Source organism: Arthrobacter sp. AOP36-A1-22 (genome assembly GCF_052377615.1).
Taxonomy (GTDB): domain Bacteria; phylum Actinomycetota; class Actinomycetes; order Actinomycetales; family Micrococcaceae; genus Arthrobacter_H.
Genome location: NZ_JBQSWX010000024.1, coordinates 1 through 16710, shown reverse-complemented (window position 1 = coordinate 16710; position 16710 = coordinate 1). Strand labels below are relative to the sequence as shown.

The 16710-nt window shown below is 67.5% G+C and carries 19 protein-coding genes; 16 read left to right on the top strand and 3 right to left on the bottom strand.

Annotation, left to right across the window (positions count from 1 at the left end):
* The first annotated feature begins 147 nt into the window (after positions 1-147).
* The 7 genes from ACT3S2_RS13015 (at position 148) to ACT3S2_RS12985 (ending at position 4954) form a co-directional block, all read left to right on the top strand.
* Positions 148-546, top strand: coding sequence for a LysM peptidoglycan-binding domain-containing protein (locus ACT3S2_RS13015; protein ID WP_444561780.1), 399 nt, complete (start codon positions 148-150; stop codon positions 544-546).
* Positions 547-613: 67 nt separating this feature from the next.
* Complete coding sequence (locus ACT3S2_RS13010) at positions 614-1744, top strand: histidinol-phosphate transaminase (protein WP_444554594.1); 1131 nt, start codon at positions 614-616, stop codon at positions 1742-1744.
* A gap of 58 nt (positions 1745-1802) precedes the next feature.
* Positions 1803-2423, top strand: a complete 621-nt coding sequence (gene hisB, locus ACT3S2_RS13005; RefSeq protein ID WP_444554593.1) for an imidazoleglycerol-phosphate dehydratase HisB — start codon at positions 1803-1805, stop codon at positions 2421-2423.
* Complete coding sequence (hisH, locus tag ACT3S2_RS13000) at positions 2424-3062, top strand: imidazole glycerol phosphate synthase subunit HisH (RefSeq protein WP_444554592.1); 639 nt, start codon at positions 2424-2426, stop codon at positions 3060-3062.
* A complete protein-coding gene (locus ACT3S2_RS12995) occupies positions 3062-3214 on the top strand; it encodes a hypothetical protein (protein ID WP_444554591.1) in 153 nt (50 codons plus the stop codon). The genes hisH and ACT3S2_RS12995 overlap by 1 nt, the downstream gene beginning before the upstream one ends.
* 67 nt (positions 3215-3281) lie before the next feature.
* The gene (gene priA / locus ACT3S2_RS12990) at positions 3282-4025 is read left to right on the top strand and encodes a bifunctional 1-(5-phosphoribosyl)-5-((5-phosphoribosylamino)methylideneamino)imidazole-4-carboxamide isomerase/phosphoribosylanthranilate isomerase PriA (protein ID WP_444554647.1); all 744 of its coding nucleotides are present in this window, start codon (positions 3282-3284) and stop codon (positions 4023-4025) included.
* Positions 4026-4027: 2 nt separating this feature from the next.
* The gene (locus ACT3S2_RS12985; protein WP_444561779.1) at positions 4028-4954 is read left to right on the top strand and encodes an SseB family protein; all 927 of its coding nucleotides are present in this window, start codon (positions 4028-4030) and stop codon (positions 4952-4954) included.
* A 97-nt stretch (positions 4955-5051) separates the two neighbouring features.
* Here the strand turns inward: ACT3S2_RS12985 and ACT3S2_RS12980 are convergent, their stop codons facing one another.
* Positions 5052-5420, bottom strand: coding sequence for a DUF1844 domain-containing protein (locus ACT3S2_RS12980; protein WP_444554589.1), 369 nt, complete (start codon positions 5418-5420; stop codon positions 5052-5054).
* Positions 5421-5741: 321 nt separating this feature from the next.
* Here ACT3S2_RS12980 and infC point away from each other — a divergent pair, with 321 nt between their 5' ends.
* The 7 genes from infC to pcp all read left to right on the top strand — a co-directional run bounded on the left by infC (position 5742) and on the right by pcp (position 10993).
* Positions 5742-6713: a translation initiation factor IF-3 gene (gene infC, locus ACT3S2_RS12975; RefSeq protein WP_444561778.1), complete on the top strand. Its 972-nt coding sequence runs from the start codon at positions 5742-5744 to the stop codon at positions 6711-6713.
* 116 nt (positions 6714-6829) lie between these two features.
* Positions 6830-7024, top strand: a complete 195-nt coding sequence (rpmI, locus tag ACT3S2_RS12970; protein WP_444554588.1) for a 50S ribosomal protein L35 — start codon at positions 6830-6832, stop codon at positions 7022-7024.
* A gap of 104 nt (positions 7025-7128) precedes the next feature.
* Positions 7129-7806 (top strand): 50S ribosomal protein L20, sunset domain variant, encoded by a 678-nt coding sequence (rplT, locus tag ACT3S2_RS12965; RefSeq protein ID WP_444554587.1) that lies wholly within the window; start codon positions 7129-7131, stop codon positions 7804-7806.
* A gap of 139 nt (positions 7807-7945) precedes the next feature.
* Positions 7946-8860 (top strand): TrmH family RNA methyltransferase, encoded by a 915-nt coding sequence (locus tag ACT3S2_RS12960; RefSeq protein WP_444554586.1) that lies wholly within the window; start codon positions 7946-7948, stop codon positions 8858-8860.
* A gap of 98 nt (positions 8861-8958) precedes the next feature.
* Complete coding sequence (locus tag ACT3S2_RS12955) at positions 8959-9915, top strand: cation diffusion facilitator family transporter (protein ID WP_444561777.1); 957 nt, start codon at positions 8959-8961, stop codon at positions 9913-9915.
* Positions 9912-10376, top strand: coding sequence for a (deoxy)nucleoside triphosphate pyrophosphohydrolase (locus ACT3S2_RS12950; protein ID WP_444554584.1), 465 nt, complete (start codon positions 9912-9914; stop codon positions 10374-10376). Before ACT3S2_RS12955 ends, ACT3S2_RS12950 begins: the two co-directional genes overlap by 4 nt.
* Positions 10373-10993, top strand: a complete 621-nt coding sequence (gene pcp, locus ACT3S2_RS12945; RefSeq protein ID WP_444554583.1) for a pyroglutamyl-peptidase I — start codon at positions 10373-10375, stop codon at positions 10991-10993. The genes ACT3S2_RS12950 and pcp overlap by 4 nt, the downstream gene beginning before the upstream one ends.
* Here pcp and ACT3S2_RS12940 read toward each other — a convergent pair.
* Together ACT3S2_RS12940 and ACT3S2_RS12935 are read right to left on the bottom strand one after the other, a co-directional pair.
* Entirely contained in the window at positions 10965-11432 is a 468-nt protein-coding gene (locus ACT3S2_RS12940; protein ID WP_444554582.1) for a hypothetical protein, read from the bottom strand. The genes pcp and ACT3S2_RS12940 overlap by 29 nt on opposite strands.
* Entirely contained in the window at positions 11419-13344 is a 1926-nt protein-coding gene (locus tag ACT3S2_RS12935; RefSeq protein ID WP_444554581.1) for a penicillin-binding transpeptidase domain-containing protein, read from the bottom strand. Before ACT3S2_RS12935 ends, ACT3S2_RS12940 begins: the two co-directional genes overlap by 14 nt.
* A gap of 168 nt (positions 13345-13512) precedes the next feature.
* On the opposite strand from ACT3S2_RS12935, the gene pheS reads away from it, so the two are divergent.
* Both pheS and pheT read left to right on the top strand, forming a co-directional pair.
* Positions 13513-14598 (top strand): phenylalanine--tRNA ligase subunit alpha, encoded by a 1086-nt coding sequence (pheS, locus tag ACT3S2_RS12930; protein ID WP_444554580.1) that lies wholly within the window; start codon positions 13513-13515, stop codon positions 14596-14598.
* 2 nt (positions 14599-14600) lie between these two features.
* Positions 14601-16710 (top strand): phenylalanine--tRNA ligase subunit beta (gene pheT, locus ACT3S2_RS12925; RefSeq protein WP_444561776.1); only part of this gene is annotated, 2110 nt, incomplete at its 3' end.

Sequence of the window (16710 nt, the reverse complement as noted above, 5' to 3'; positions counted from 1 at the left end):
CTTCATTCAAAGATTTATTCGAACGTGTCTCGACAATCTTCGTACATAGATGCTAAAAATGAGATAGAAGTTCGAATATGAGTTCGAAGATCGGGTTCGACACCCGCAACGAGAACCCGCTTCGGCGGACAACAGGAAGGTCAGACCATGGCGCAGATCGCACTCGCAGCCCCGGTGTCCCTCAAGGCGGACTCCGTTCCGACCACCGCCCCGGCCCGTGCCTCCACCCCTCGGGGCCGGCTGGAGCTGACGCGACGGGGGCGCTTCATCCTCATTGGCCTGCCGGTCATGCTGGCAGCCACCGCCCTGCTCGTCCTCGCTGGCATCTTCACCGCCCCGGTCATGGCCTCGGACGCATCGGATACGACCGCGGTGGAAGCCACGACCGTCTCCGTCATGGAGGGCGACACGGTCTGGGCGCTGGCCGAGGAGTTCGCCCCGCAGCGCGACCGCCGTGACGTCATGGCGGAAATCACGGAAATGAACGACCTGAACGGATCGGTCCTCGTCCCGGGCCAGGAGATCTTCGTCCCCACGGGCGATTAGGCCCGCTTTATGACCCTGTCACCCGGTCCGATTCCCGACTGCGGGGCACGGGCAATAGAATGGGGTCGTGAGTGATCAGCTGGAACGACTGGCCAAATTGCCCCTGCGTGAAAACCTGCGTGGCATCGAACCCTACGGCGCACCGCAACTGGACGTGCCCATCCTGTTGAACGTCAACGAGAACACCCATCCGTTGCCCGAGGCAGTAAGCCGGGCCATCTCCGAAGAGGTCAGTGCCGCCGCTGCGTCCCTGAACCGTTACCCGGATCGTGAATTCACCGAACTCCGCGAACGCCTCGCCGACTATTTGGGACACGGGCTGGATGCGGCGAACATGTGGGCCGCCAACGGATCCAACGAGGTCCTGCAGCAGATCCTCCAGGCCTTCGGAGGGCCGGGACGCACCGTGATGAGCTTCCCGCCCACGTATTCGATGTACCCGTTGCTGGCCAGCGGGACCGACACCACCTACCTCGCCGGAGAGCGGAGCGGTGACTTCGGACTCAGCGCGCGATCCGCAGCGGACCAGGTCACGGAGGCGGCGCCGGATATCGTGATCCTCTGTTCGCCGAACAACCCGACGGGTACCGCCCTGGGACTGGACGTCGTGGAAGCGGTATACGAGGCAGGGCGTGCCAGCCAGGCGATCGTCATCGTCGATGAGGCCTACGCCGAATTCGCACTCAGCGGGACCGGATCCGCGCTGACACTGCTGCCCGGCCGCGAACGACTGATCGTCACCCGGACCATGAGCAAGGCCTTCGCGCTGGCCGGGGCCCGGCTGGGCTATCTCGCGGCGGCCCCGGAAATCGCCGATGCGCTGCGCCTGGTCCGTCTGCCTTACCACCTCTCGGCCGTCACCCAAGCCACCGCCAATGCCGCCTTGAAACAGGTCGATGCGCTGCTGGCCACGGTCGAGGACATCAAGGGCCAACGCGACAGGATCGTCCGCGAACTCACCCGGTTGGGGTTGGAACCGGCAGTCAGTGACTCCAATTTCGTCTTTTTCGGCGGGCTCGAGCATTCCCGTGCCATCTGGCAGGGTCTGCTCGAGGCCGGGGTACTCATCCGAGATGTGGGCATCGCCGGTCATCTGCGGGTCACCGCTGGAACCGAGACCGAGACGACCGCATTCCTCCAGGCCTTGGAGGGCCTCCTGAGCCCCGCCGCGGATACCGGCTCCGGGCACGACAGCTAGACTTAACCTGCGGGCCGCCACCGTCGCCGCCCGCCCCACCCACACCGAAGGAATACCCATGTCTGCAGAATTGCTCGGCGGTCGCCGAGCCCGCATGGAGCGTGCCACCAGCGAGTCCACCGTCACCGTCGAACTCGACCTGGACGGCACGGGTGTCGCGAACATCAGCACCAGCGTCCCGTTCTACGACCACATGCTCACGGCGCTGGCAAAGCACTCGCTGATCGACCTGACGGTCCAGGCGACCGGCGACACCCACATCGACGCCCACCACACGGTGGAGGACGTGGCCATCACCATCGGCGAGGTCCTGCGCACCGCCCTGGGCGACAAGGCGGGGATCCGCCGCTTCGGCGAAGCTTCGGTCCCGCTCGATGAGGCCCTGGCCCACGCGGTCGTCGACATCTCGGGACGGCCCTATCTGGTCCACGGGGGTGAGCCGGCTGGTCAGGAATACCACTTGATCGGCGGGCACTTCACCGGCTCGCTCACCCGCCACGTCTTCGAATCGATCACGCTGCACGCACAGATCTGCCTGCACATGCGACTGGTGTGCGGCAGGGACCCGCACCACATCGTCGAAGCGCAGTTCAAGGCCTTCGCCCGCGCCTTGCGCCAGGCCGTGGAACCAGACCCCCGCAACGCCGGGATGATCCCCTCCACGAAGGGTGCCCTGTAGATGGCCGGGCCCCGGATCACCGTGCTGGATTACGGATCGGGCAACATCCGTTCCGCGGTCCGCGCGCTCGAACACGTCGGAGCCGAAGTCACCCTGAGCAACAAACCGGATGACATTCGTGGGGCCGATGGTCTCGTCGTTCCAGGAGTCGGCGCCTTCGCCAGCGTGATGAAGGCCCTCGGCGAGGTCGGGGCAGGACCGTTGATCGGGCGCCGGATCGCCGGGGGCCGTCCGGTCCTGGGGATCTGCGTCGGCCACCAGGTCTTCTTCGATGAGGGGGTCGAACACGGTATCCGGACCGCCGGTTTCGGGGAATGGCCCGGAACCGTCGAGCGGCTCAAGGCGCCGGTGGTCCCGCATATGGGCTGGAACACCGTCACGGCGGCCGAAGGGTCCAGGCTCTTTGCCGGTCTCGAGGACGAGCGGTTCTACTTCGTACACTCCTATGCGGTCCAGCATTGGGATTTCCCGGTGGCCCAACCGCGTATGAGCCCCCCGGCAGTGACCTGGTCCGATCACGGGGGCCCCTTCATCGCCGCCGTGGAGAACGGGCCGTTGTCGGCCGTGCAGTTCCACCCGGAGAAGTCAGGCGAAGCAGGGGCGAAACTGCTATCCAACTGGTTGGGAACCCTGTCCTGATGTGGAGTCTCATCCTCATGGCGGTCGGCGGCATCCTCGCCGGTGGTGCGTTGTCGCTGCGTCAGCAAAAGGCCCATATCTCCTGGATCATCGCGACCTGGGTCCTGGCGGCGATGGCCCTGCTTTCCGCCTACATCATGACCCTGAAGTAGTCTTCCCCTCCCGGCAAGACGCCGCGTACCACCCCCCCCACGACCTATTCGACGAAGACCGGAGAAGATCCCCGTGACCAGCAACAGCATCCTCGAACTCCTGCCCGCGGTGGACATCGCCGACGGGCAAGCCGTCCGCCTCGTCCAGGGCGAAGCCGGCAGCGAGACCGGGTACGGTGACCCGCTTGAAGCGGCCCTGGCCTGGCAACAAGACGGCGCCGAGTGGGTGCACCTGGTGGACCTGGACGCCGCATTCGGGAGGGGGAACAACACCCAGGCCGTCGCCCGGATTTCCCGTGAACTGGGAATCAAGATCGAACTCTCCGGCGGAATCCGGGACGACGAATCCTTGGAACGGGCGCTGGAATTCGGTGCCGCCCGGGTCAACCTGGGTACCGCTGCCCTGGAAGCCCCCGACTGGACGGCCCGCGCCATCGCCCGGCACGGAGACAAGATCGCCGTCGGACTCGATGTGCGGGGAACCACGTTGGCCGGCCGCGGGTGGACCAGCGAAGGGGGAGACCTCTGGGACGTGCTGGCCCGGCTCGAAGACGCCGGATGCGCCCGCTACGTCGTGACCGATGTGACCAAGGACGGAACACTGCGCGGTCCGAACGTGGACCTGCTGCGTGAAATGTGCACCCGAACCAGTCGACCCGTGATCGCCTCCGGCGGGATCTCCAGCCTCGATGACCTGCGCGAACTACGTGCCTTGGTGCCCGACGGGGTCGAGGGCGCAATCGTGGGCAAGGCCCTGTATTCCGGGCAGTTCACCCTGCCCCAGGCCCTCGACGTCGCCGGCCGGCGGTAGCGATGACCGACGGCGCATCCAACGCGGCCGCCAGAACACCCCGCGGGAAAGCTCCCACGGACCAGCGGATCGGCCGCCACCTGCCAGGACATATCGAGGCCGCCCTGCTCCGCGCCGGAGAAGCCACCGACTCCGCCGGCCAATCCTGGGCCGGACGGGATCTGTCGGGCGGGGGAAACCCGCTGCACCACTTCGATGATGACGACGGCACGGCCGACCCCGGCTACCTCGAAGCCATCACCGCGCTGAAGGCCGGCTCCGGTACCGAACAAATGGTCCACGAGGCGTTGGCCCACGCCAGGGTGTTCGTGCCCGTGGTCGCGACCCTGGCCGAAGGGGGCCTCGGGGACCACGGATTCACCGAAGACAAGGAAGCCGATATGGCGCTGGTGACCATCACCGCCCCTGACGGCCGCCCCGCCCTGCCGGTGTTCAGCAGTGTCGACCGGTTGCAGGCCTGGCACGGGCAAGCACGCCCCGTGGCCGTCTACGCTCCGCGGGCCGCCTTGTCCGCCGTGGCCGAAAAGGCCCAGCTCATCGTGATCGACCCCGCGGCAGAGGCCACCTTCGTCCTGCGACGGCCCGCGATGTGGGCGCTGGCCCAACAGCAGGAGTGGACCCCCAGCTACGCCGACGAGACCCTGCTGCCGCTGCTGCAGGCCGCGGCCGACGCCGATCCCGCCATCCTCGGGATCACCGCGGCCCCGGGCCGGGGCGTTGCTTCGCGCACCGCCGATGGGACGGTCATGGCCGGGGGAGGCCCGGGCCCGGAGCTGCGCGTGGAGGTCTCCCTGCGTTCCGGGATGGCCCGTGATGACGTCACCGACACCGTCGAGCGACTGCAACGCACGCTGGGAGCCGACCCGGAATTCGGTGCCCGGGTCGATTCGTTGGAACTCGGACTCCAGGGACCACCGGCCCGCGCGTGAACGGCTACGCCACCCGGCGGCAGGGACCCCCGGGCCGGGCAGCGAAAAGGAGGCCGCCACCGGGGTGGCGACCTCCCTGGGAATGGTGGTCGAAGCCCTAGTTCACGGGCCCGGTGAGTTTCTCGCCGGGACCCTGCCCCGGGGCATCCGGGTAGTTGGAGGCCTCACGGAAGGCCAGCTGCAAGGAGCGCAGGCCGTCGCGTAGCGGGCCGGCATGCTGGGAGCCGACTTCGGGTGCTGCTGCCGTGATCAGACCCGCCAGTGCGGTGATGAGCTTGCGGGCTTCATCCAGGTCCTGCAGGTCTTCCGCGTCTTCGCCTTCGGCGAGTCCGCACTTCACGGCTGCCGCGCTCATCAGGTGCACGGCTGCGGTGGTAATGACTTCCACGGCCGCTACTTCAGCGATGTCGCGAACCTCGTTGGTCTCGCCGAAGGTGGCGTCCGGATTGGTTTCAGGGGTACTCATGCTGCTAAGCTTTTCACAGACCGACTGGTTTTGCTGACTCAGCGGATTCCGCCCCACCGGGCGAAGGATCCGTCGGGAACAACGAAACGAGTATGCAAGTGGAGGCCTACTCCCACCCGCAGTAACCGCTTCAGGTTGCCGGGTCACTTCGGGACGGAACCACGGGTTCCGTGGCATGCGCGAGCAGCCGAACCGATTTTCCAGGCCTCCATCTGCCCAGCAGCTGGAGGCCTTCTCTTGTTGCTGGCGGCTTCGAACTACGAAAAGCAGGAGCGACACATCAGCGATCCACGCATTAACGATCGAATCCGCGTCCCAGAGGTGCGGCTGGTTGGACCCAACGGCGAACAGGTGGGCATTGTCCGCATCGAGGACGCGTTGCGTCTGGCCGCGGAGTCCGACCTTGATCTGGTCGAGGTGGCGCCGACGGCCAAGCCGCCCGTGTGCAAACTGATGGACTTCGGCAAATTCAAGTACGAAGCCGCGGTGAAGGCACGCGAGGCACGCAAGAACCAGACCAACACGGTCCTCAAGGAAGTCCGCTTCCGCCTCAAGATCGACAAGCACGATTACGAGACGAAGACCGGGCATGCCCTGCGCTTCCTCGGCGCTGGCGACAAGGTCAAGGCCATGATCCAGTTCCGTGGTCGTGAGCAGCAGCGTCCCGAACTGGGCATCCGCCTGCTGAACAAGTTCGCCGAAGACGTGGCCGAAGTCGGCGTCGTCGAGTCGAGCCCGCGTCAGGACGGCCGCAACATGGTCATGGTCGTCGGACCGCTGAAGAACAAGGCAGAGGCCAAGGCCGAAGCCCGCCGTCAGGCACAGCGTGAAAACGACAAGGCCAAGTCCAAGGCGACCAAGGAAGACCGCGTCGATACCTCGGACGAGCAGCCGGCCATGACCCAGTCCTTGGGTGACAACCTTCCGGACGAGTTCCAGGCGCGTCTGGCCCAGGTCGAGGCGGATAACGCCGAAAAGGCCAAGGTCGACGCCGCAGCAGCCAAGGAAGCAGAAGCCAAGGCAGCCGCAGCCCCGCAGACCCCCGAGGCCGAACCGGCCACCAAGCCTGCGGAAGCCGCCAAGCCTGCGGAAGCGACCAAGCCAGCGGCGGCCAGCAAGCCGTCGACCGCGGCGAAGCCGGCAGCGGCAGCCAAGCCGGCCGCTGCAGCGAAGCCCGCAGCAGCTCCGAAGCCGGCCGCCAAGCCGGCCCCGAAGCCTGCGCCGAAACCGGCACCGAAGCCCAGCGCGGCTCCGAAGCCCACCGCGGCTCCGAAACCTCGTCCGGGTAAATAGCCCGGTGTGGCCAGCCCCTGTCGGGGGCAGCACTTGACCCACGGTTTCCCATACAGGAAGCCTCAAAGATCCCCGGTCCGATAGGGCAACGGGAGCACGTAAGGAGAACGGCGGATATGCCGAAGTTCAAGACCCACAGTGGCGCCAAGAAGCGCTTCAAGCTCACCGGTAGCGGCAAGATCATGCGCCAGCAGGCCAATCGTCGTCACTACCTGGAGCACAAGCCTTCCAGCCTGAAGCGCCAGCTCAAGGGCGAACGGATCGTTGCCAAGGCGGACACCAAGACCATCAAGCGGATGCTGGGCCTCTAAGCACACGCACCGGGAACCACGAGTTCCCATCCATCCATGGAGTTCCCCCGGACAGGTCGCCGATAGGCAGGCATCCCGAGGACAAGATATTAAGGAGTACACACGTGGCACGTGTGAAGCGGGCAGTCAACGCCCACAAGAAGCGTCGGGTCGTTCTCGAACGGGCCAAGGGCTACCGCGGTCAGCGTTCGCGCCTGTACCGCAAGGCCAAGGAGCAGCTGCTCCACTCGTTCGTCTACAGCTACGGCCACCGCCGCAAGCGCAAGGGTGACTTCCGTCGCCTCTGGATCCAGCGCATCAACGCTGCTTCCCGCGCGAACGGCCTGACCTACAACCGTCTGATCCAGGGCTTGAAGGCCGCTGAGGTCGAGGTTGATCGCCGGATGCTCGCCGATCTCGCCGTGTCCGACGCCAACGCGTTCGGCGCACTGGTCAAGGTCGCCAAGGAGGCCCTCCCGGCCGACGTCAACGCCCCGGCCGCCGAGAAGCCCGCCACGAAGGCACCGGCTGCTCCGGCCGCCAAGAAGGCTGCCGCCCCCAAGGCCGCCGCCCCGAAGGCCGCCAAGGCCACCGAGGGTGAAGGCATGGTCAAGGCCGTTGAAGGCGAGGAAGCCCCCGCGGGCTACGTCATCAAGGGCAACCAGTCGATGAAGTACCACGTGCCGGATTCGACCTGGTACGACCAGACGCAGCCGGAGTTCTGGTTCAACTCCGTCGAGGCCGCCAAGGCCGCCGGTTTCGAGCCGGCAGGTGGCGAGTCCCGCCAGCAGTTCTCCAAGTAGGACACTGCGCCGCGGGCCACGGCCCGCATGGTGCGAGGGGACGGAATTCCAAGCGGATTCCGTCCCCTCGGCCGTTAACCACTAGTGGTGGCCGGACCACCTGTGCGCTGCGGCGCCCGACACCGATAAGGTTCTTCCCATGAGCGCCGAACACCACGCTGAGATCGAAATGACCAACCCACGGGCCGAACGCGTCCGCGACGTGGCCCGGTTGGCCACCCGGCCCGGCCGTGCCAAGAAGGCTGCTTTCCTGGCCGAGGGACCCCAAGCGGTCCGTGAGGCACTGCAACGCCACGACACCATGGTGGCCGGGGGCGAACGCGGGATCGTCCAGGAGGTCTTCGCCACCGCTGAAGCCCTCCAGCGACACCCGGATCTGGCGCGGCCGCGGACCAGGGTCAGGCTGCGCACCGCGAGCCCCGAGGTGCTGGCCGCCATGGCCGACACCGTGTCCCCGCAAGGGATCATGGCCGTCTGCCGCATCGCCGAGACCAGCCTCGATGAGGTGTTCGACGCCGGGACGCGGCTTGTCGCCGTATTGTGCCGGGTCCAGGACCCCGGCAACGCCGGCACGATCCTCCGCGCCGCCGTGGCAGCGGGGGCCGATGCAGTCGTGCTCACCGGGGGAAGCGTCGACATCTACAACCCCAAGGCCGTGCGCTCCACCGTCGGATCCATCTTCCAGGTGCCGATCGTCTCCGGGGTGTCGTTCACGTCCCTGGCCGCTGCGGCGCAGGAGGCGCAGGTGCAGCTTCTGGCCGCCGACGGGTACGGGGATACCGACCTCGACGTGCTGCAGGACCAGAGCACGATGCGCCGCCTGGGTGGACCTGGCAGCAGCGGGAGTGTTGCGGGACCTCAGCTGGAGGCACCCACCGCGTGGCTCTTCGGCAACGAAGCCCAGGGACTGGACGAGGAGGAACTGACGACCGCGGGCCACCGGGTTGCGGTACCGCTCTACGGGGTCGCGGAATCATTGAACGTGGGCACGGCGGCCACCGTCTGCCTCTACGCCTCGGCGCGGGCGCACCGGAGATCCGGTCCATCCGCCTGAGGGCACGGTCCGGGCGTGGCGGGAGGAGCCCCTCGACGTAGTACCGTGACGCAAGGATATCCAATGGCGCGCATCGCGCCCCGACAGAGGCGGTAACCATGGCAGCATCCGGTGGGAACAAGGCCGTCGTCGCGGCGCTGGCAGCCAATCTGGCGATCGCCGTCTTCAAGTTCGTCGCCTGGCTGCTCACCCAGTCCTCATCGATGCTGGCCGAGGCGATCCACTCGGTCGCGGACTCGGGCAACCAGGTCCTGCTGCTGATTGGCGGGAAGAGGTCCACCCGTGAAGCCAACCCCGCACACCCCTTCGGGTTCGGACGTGAGCGGTATATCTACGCCTTCATCGTCTCCATCATCCTGTTCAGCGTCGGCGGGCTGTTCGCCCTCTATGAAGCCTTCCAGAAGTTCAAGGATCCCCATGGCATCGAAGGACCCTGGTGGTGGGTCCCGGTCGCCGTGCTCGTCGGGGCGATCATCGCCGAAGGACTCTCCTTCAGGACGGCCATCCGCGAATCCAACCAGGTCCGCGGGACCACTGGGTGGGTGAAGTTCGTTCGCCGGGCCAAGGCCCCCGAACTACCGGTGATCCTGTTGGAGGACCTGGGGGCACTGGTGGGCCTGTTCTTCGCCCTGCTGGGGGTGGGGCTGACCCTGCTGACGGGCAATGGGCTCTTCGACGCCGCCGGGACCGCGATGATCGGGGTGCTGCTGGTCTGCATCGCGGTCATCCTGGCCGTGGAAACCAAATCCCTGCTGCTGGGGGAGTCGGCGACCGGTGAAGACATCGCCGGGATCGAAGCGGCCATCCGCGCCGACGGCACCGACATCATCCACCTGAAGACCCTGCACCTGGGCCCTGAGGAGATCCTCGTTGCCGCCAAGTTCGGCATCCGCAAGGGCAGTTCCGGTGAAGACATCGCCAGGGCCATCGATGCGACCGAGGCGCGGATCCGCGCCTCGGTGCCGACCGCAACACTGATCTACCTCGAACCTGACATCGAACGGACGACCGAGGACATCGGGGGTCCCGGGACCAACGAAGGAGTCGCTGAATGAATGCGTTGAAACAAATCGTCGGCGCGGCACTGGTTGATTCGCTCCAGGCCCCGACCCGGCTGTTGGCGGCCCGCCGGACCAGTCCGCCCGCCTTGGCCGGGCTCTGGGAATTTCCCGGGGGCAAGGTCGAAGCCGGGGAGGGCTGCCAGGCCGGTCTGCTTCGTGAACTGGCCGAGGAACTGGGCATCGAGGCGGAACTCGGAGCCGAAATCGAGGGACCGATCGACCAGGGCTGGAAACTCTCGGGACCGGCGGCCATGCGCGTCTGGCTCGCCTGCGTCACCGACGGGACCCCCGAACCGCTGGAAGACCACGACGAACTGCGGTGGCTGGAACTCGATGGGGACCTGAAGGACGTTGTTCCGTGGATTCCCGCGGATCTGCCGATCGTCGAGGCGATCGTGGCCCGACACGGTGCCCTACCCGGGACGGTATCCGGTCAGGGCATCGTGCGCCCATGATCCTGCTGACCGGTTTCGAACCTTTTGGCGGGGATCCGCTGAACCCGTCGGGGGACGCCTCACGCCGTGCCGCGGAACTGCTCTCCGAATCCGGCCACCCCGCCACCGCCGTCGAACTTCCGTGTGTCTTTTCCGAAGCCGCGGGAGTCCTGCGCAGGGCCCTGCAGGACCACCGTCCGGAACTGGTGGTCTGCACCGGGCTCAATGCCGCTGCCGGGGCCGTCATGCTCGAACGGGTCGCCCTGAACGTGATCGACGCCCGCATCCCCGACAACGCGGGGGAACAACCCGTGGATGTGCCCGTCGTTCCCGGGGCCCCTGCGGCCTATTTCACGACCCTGCCCCTCAAGCGGGCCCTGGCCGCGTTGCAGCGGGAGGGGATCCCCGCCCAGGTGTCCCAGAGTGCCGGCACCTTCGTCTGCAACCAGATCTTCTACACGCTGATGCATGAGCTGGCGGCCTCGGGACAGGCCCGCCGTGGCGGCTTCGTCCATGTCCCCTTCCCGGCGGTGGCCCGGGTGGATCCCGAGTCCCTGGCCACGGCGCTGGTCCTGGTGGTGCGTGAGGCGCTGGAGGGCTCGGCGGATATCAGCCTCGGGGCCGGGACCATCGCCTGAGCGGCGGCAGGAGGGCGCCGATCGGCCGGCTCCTGCGCTGCGTGTAGCCGCCAGCCGCCAGCCCGGCCTGCCGTTCGAAGACATTGCGGGAGGCGGGGTCGCCGGTGCGGAGCCAGGAATATCCGGCGGCCACCGCGTAGAGCGGTAGGAACGGCAGTCCCAGGCACCAGGCATATTGGCTGGCGTGGCGTTCCTCGTGGACGATGAGTCCGGGACAACGCTCCGGCTCGTCGAGGCCCTCCCGCCAGAGGACGACGTTGCCCACGGTGAAGGCCGCGGCGTCGGGCAGGTCCAGCCGATACCCGAGGGCGAGGTAGAGGCCACGAGGCCCCGAACGCACCCGGCACCCCGTGGCACGGGCCAGCAGCAGCCCGCACGGAGTAGCCAGGTTCAGCCAGTTCGCCGCGCTGCGCCAACGCGCCCGGTCAGTTGCCGCCACCGGACTTCTGCACCCCGGTGAGGAAATCAGCGACGAGGGGTCCAGCGGTCTGGGCCCCACCGATGCCTTCGGAGACGAATGCCGCCACGGCCAGATCACCCTGGACGGCGATGACCCAGGCATGGGCATTCTCGTCGGCGTCGTACTCGGCCGTGCCGGATTTGCCGTAGACCTTCGGCCCGGGGACCTTCTGCAGGCCCACCAGGGTGCCATGGGTGACGGTTCCGGCCATCATCTTCTGCAGCTCGTCGGCCTCCTTCGACTCCAGTTTCTTCGCCGGATCCTTGGCGGCATCCGGGCTCGGGGACTCCACCAGATGCGGGGAGACCGTCTGGCCGGCGGCCACGGAAGCGGCGACGGTGGCCATGCCCAACGGGGAGGTCTCCACGACACCCTGGCCGATGCCATTGGCCGCCAGGGTCGTCCCCGTCGAATCATCCGGGATGGAGCCCAGGAACGAGGAGACGCCGGTCGACGGGGAGGGGTTGAGCCCCAGGGAGGCCCCGGCAGTGGTCAGGTCCTTGGCCTTCAGGCCCGCAGCCCCGTTGATGAAGACGGTGTTGCAGGACTGGGCGATGGCCTCCGACAGCGGGATGGTCCCGAGCTTGCCGGCGGGGTAGGCGTCGAAGTTCTTGAACTCCTTGCCCTTGATGGTGGTGGTCTTCGGGCATTTGACCTTGCTGGACGGGGTCTTCCCATCGCGGAGCATGGCCAGGGCGGTGACCACCTTGAAGGTGGACCCGGGGGCATATTTGCCGAGCATCGCCGTGTTCATCCCCTGCTCCGCCGGGCCGGAGGCGGCGGCCAGAACGGAGCCGTCGGAGGGGCGGATGGCGACCAGGGCCGAGGTGGGGTCGACCTGTTTGAGTAGCTTCTCGGCCAGCTTCTGCTGGGCCGAGTCCAGCGTCACGGTCAGGTCCTTGCCGTTCTTCGGGTCGCGCTCGAAGAGCTCTTCCACCTGTTGGCCGGAGGGATCGTAACTGGCGATGGTCAGGCCCGCCGTGCCGGAGAGCCGATCGTCGTATTGGGCTTGAAGCCCCGAGAGCCCCACGACGTCCCCGGCCTTGGTCTTGCCCTCGGATTCCTTGATGATTTCGGCGGTGGCCTGCCCGACGGTGCCCAGGATCGGTCGGGCGAAGGTCCGGGTCAGGGCCAACGGCTCGCTGCCGGTGATGGCCCGGCCGCCGGGGATGGCTTCGACCTGGGCGTCGGTGACCTCGCGCTTGGAGTTGTCGCGCAGCGTGATGGCTTCGACGAACGCCTGGTCCCCGGCGGCCTTGACCCGGGCGACGTAGTCGGACACGTCCACGTCGGCGAGCTTCGCGAGCTTCTTCGCCGCGCCCCCTGCCTCGCCGTCCTCCAGCCGCGTCTTGTCGAGGCCCAGGTGGACCACCGGGCGGTCCTTGACCAGTGCCTGCTTATCGGTGCTGCGGATCTGCCCGCGTTCGGAGGCCTTGGTCCGCAACGCCACATGGTGGCCCGGTTCCAGCCCCGTGAGTTCCTCCTGGTCGTAGTCGACCTGCCAGGCCTCCGCCTCCTGGTCGTAGGCCAGTTGTGCGCTGGTGGAGTATTCCCAGTCGGTCTTGGTGTCATCCACGTCCCAGACCGTCGTGAAGGTGGCGGTCGCCGTGGGGGAGTCCTCGTCCTCGTCCTCGGGCCGCTCGACCGAGTCCACCGTGGTGCGGTGCTTCAGGTCCTTCATGGAGTCGAAGGCGGTGGCCAGGTCCTCGGAAACCGTGGCAGGGTCGGCATTCTTCAGCGGCACGGAAGAGAAATCGAAGGTCTCCAGGGCCTGGGCCACGGATTGGGCGACCGGATCGGGATCGGGCACCGGGGATGAGCATGCGGAGAGGCTTCCCAGGGCGAGCGTGGACAGGACGGTCGTCAGCGTCAAGCGCCGGGCTACATGCATGGTGGTCATTATGGCCGGGGAGTGGACGCGATCACAAGGCGGGACATATGGAACGACGCCGCGGCGGGCGCAATGTCCGCGCGCGGGTTCGGGAGCCCGGGGGCGAACTACTAGACTGGGATCCGGAAACAGGACCACCCCAACCGTGAAAAGGGCCGTACATCTGCCATGTCTGAAGCCACGCCACCGAACGGTGGACCCGGAGGAACCGCACCGTCGGTTCCGCATCCCACCGACGAGGCGGCAGTCCAGGCTGCCGTCGACGCCGCCCTGTCGGCCATCGAGGCGGCCACCGATCTCGAAATGCTCAAGCAGGCCCGGCTGGCCCATAGCGGAGAGAAGTCCCCGCTGGCCCTGGCCAACCGCGAAATCGGCCGGCTGGACAAGACCGAGAAGGCGACAGCCGGCAAGCTGATGGGCGGGGCCCGTGGCCGCGTCAACAAGGCCCTGGCCGCACGCACCACGGTCCTGGAGGAGGAGGACGCCGCACGGATCCTCATCGAGGAGGCCGTGGACGTCACCGCGGCGGCGCACCGCCGTCGTGCCGGGGCCCGGCACCCGCTGTCCACCCTGCAGGAACGGGTCGGCGATATCTTCGTGGGCATGGGCTGGGAGATCGCCGAGGGCCCCGAGGTCGAATCGGAATGGTTCAACTTCGACGCCCTGAACTTTGCCCCGGACCATCCGGCCCGCGACATGCAGGACACCTTCTTCATCGAACCCGCCGAGTCCCACCTGGTGATGCGTACCCACACCTCGCCGGTGCAGATCCGCTCGATGCTCGAGCGCGATCTGCCCGTCTATGTGCTGTGCCCGGGCAAGACGTTCCGCACCGACGAGCTCGACGCCACCCATACCCCGGTCTTCCACCAGTTCGAGGGCCTGGCCGTGGACAAGGGCCTGACCATGGCCGATCTGCGCGGCACCTTGGAACACTTCGCCCGGCAGATGTTCGGCCCCGATGCCGCGATCCGGCTGCGCCCGAACTTCTTCCCCTTCACCGAGCCCTCCGCCGAGCTGGACATCTTCCACCCCGGGGCCAAGGGAGGGCCGGCCTGGATCGAATGGGGTGGCTGCGGGATGGTGCACCCCAATGTGTTGCGCGCCGCCGGCATCGACCCCGAGGAATACTCGGGCTTCGCCTTCGGCATGGGCATCGAACGCACGCTCATGTTCCGTAACGACGTCCCGGACATGCGCGACATGATCGAGGGCGACATCCGCTTCAGCGAACACTTCGGGATGGAGATCTAATCATGCGCATACCCCTTTCCTGGTTGCGCGAATACGCGCAGGTACCGGCCGACGCCACGGCCGAAGACGTCATGGCCGACCTCGTGCGGGTCGGCTTGGAGGAGGAGGACGTCCACCGTCCCACCGACTCCATCTCGGGTCCCATCGTCGTGGGCCGGGTCGAATCGTTGGTCAAGGAACCCCAGACGAACGGCAAGACCATCAACTGGTGCCAGGTCCGCGTGGTGCCCGAAGGGGCCACCCAGGACCTCACCCACGACGGGATCGACCCCTCGGGCGTGCAGGGCATCGTCTGCGGTGCGCACAACTTCGTCGAAGGCGACAAGGTCGTGGTCACCCTTCCCGGGGCCGTGCTGCCCGGCGACTTCGCCATCAGTGCCCGCAAGACCTACGGTCATGTCTCGGCAGGGATGATCGCCTCCTCCCGCGAACTGGGCATCGGTGATGACCACGACGGGATCATCGTGCTCTCGCGCCTGGGGCTGGACCCCGAGATCGGCTCCGATGCCATGGAGCTGTTGGGCCTGTACGACCAGGCGGCGGAAATCAACGTCACCCCGGACCGCAGCTACTGCTTCTCGATCCGCGGCGTCGCCCGCGAATACGCCCACGCCACGCACACCACCTTCACCGACCCGGCGGCGGGGGTCACCGTCCCCGCCGCGACCGGACCCGGATACCCGGTACGGATCGCCGACGATGCAGGAGCCTACGCGGCCCCCGGCTGCGACCGGTTCGTGGCCCGGACCGTCACCGGGGTGGACGCCTCGAGGCCGACCCCTCCCTGGATGGCCTCGCGGCTGACCCTGGCCGGAATGCGGACGATTTCACTGATCGTGGACATCTCCAACTACGTGATGCTCGAACTGGGCCAGCCGCTGCACTTCTATGATGCCGACGTCCTGCGCGGGGACATCGTGGTGCGTCGTGCCACGGCGGGGGAGCGCCTGAGGACGCTCGACGACAAGCAGCGGGAGCTGGACCCCCAGGACGTGGTGATCGCCGACGACCGGGGAGCCATCGGCATCGCCGGGGTCATGGGAGGCACCGAGACCGAGGTCTCGACGTCCACGGCCAACGTGCTCATCGAAGCCGCCCACTTCAGCCCGGTGGCCGTGGCCAGATCCCGTCGCCGGCACAGGCTACCCTCCGAGGCCTCCAAACGCTTCGAGCGCGGGGTCGACTGGGAAGTGGCCGACGAAGCCGCCCAACGCGCCGTCGAACTCCTGGTTGAACTGGCCGGCGGAACCGCCGAGGACACCGCGACCGACGAGGGCGCCCGGCCCGAACCACGCATCATCGATCTGCCCGAGGACTTCGCCTCGAAGCTGATCGGCGTCGACTACACCCCCGAACAGGTCACCGGAACGCTGAGGGATCTGGGTGCAACCGTGGAGCAGACCACCGCGGGGCTGCGGGTCACCGCACCGTCCTGGCGGCCCGATCTGCGCATCCGCGAGGACCTCGTGGAGGAGATCGCCCGGCTGGTCGGCTACGAGGAGATCCCCTCGACCCTTCCGGTGGCTCCCCCCGGGCGCGGCCTGACCCGGACCCAGCAGCAACGCCGCCGGGTGCTCCAGGGCCTCGCCGACGCCGGACTGACCGAGGTGCTGAGCTATCCGTTCGTGTCCCTGGCGCAGAACCAGACCTTCGGCGCGGCAACGGCCGGCACCGAGGTCGCGGCGGTGAAGCTGGCCAACCCGATCTCCACCGAGTTCGGGTTCCTGCGCACCAGCATCCTGCCCGGACTGCTGGAGACCGCGCGTCGGAACCACTCCAGGGGCTTCCGCGATCTGGCCCTCTACGAGGCCGGGTTGGTCTACCTGCCCGGTGAAACGCTGGGCACCGCGACGATCCCGCCGCTGGGTGAACGCCCCGCCGACGACGTCCTGGACGCACTGGATGCCGGTCTGCCCGAACAGCCGCAGCATATCGGCGCCGTGTTGTTCGGCAACGATGCGGCCCCCGGCGTCGGGGTGGAGCCACGGGCCCACGACTGGGCCTCGGCCCTGGATGTGGCCCGACTGGTGGCAGACATCCTGGGGGTCGAACTGGTGGTGTCCCAGGGGATGCATCAGGCGTTCCACCCGGGGCGTACGGCCCGGCTGTCGT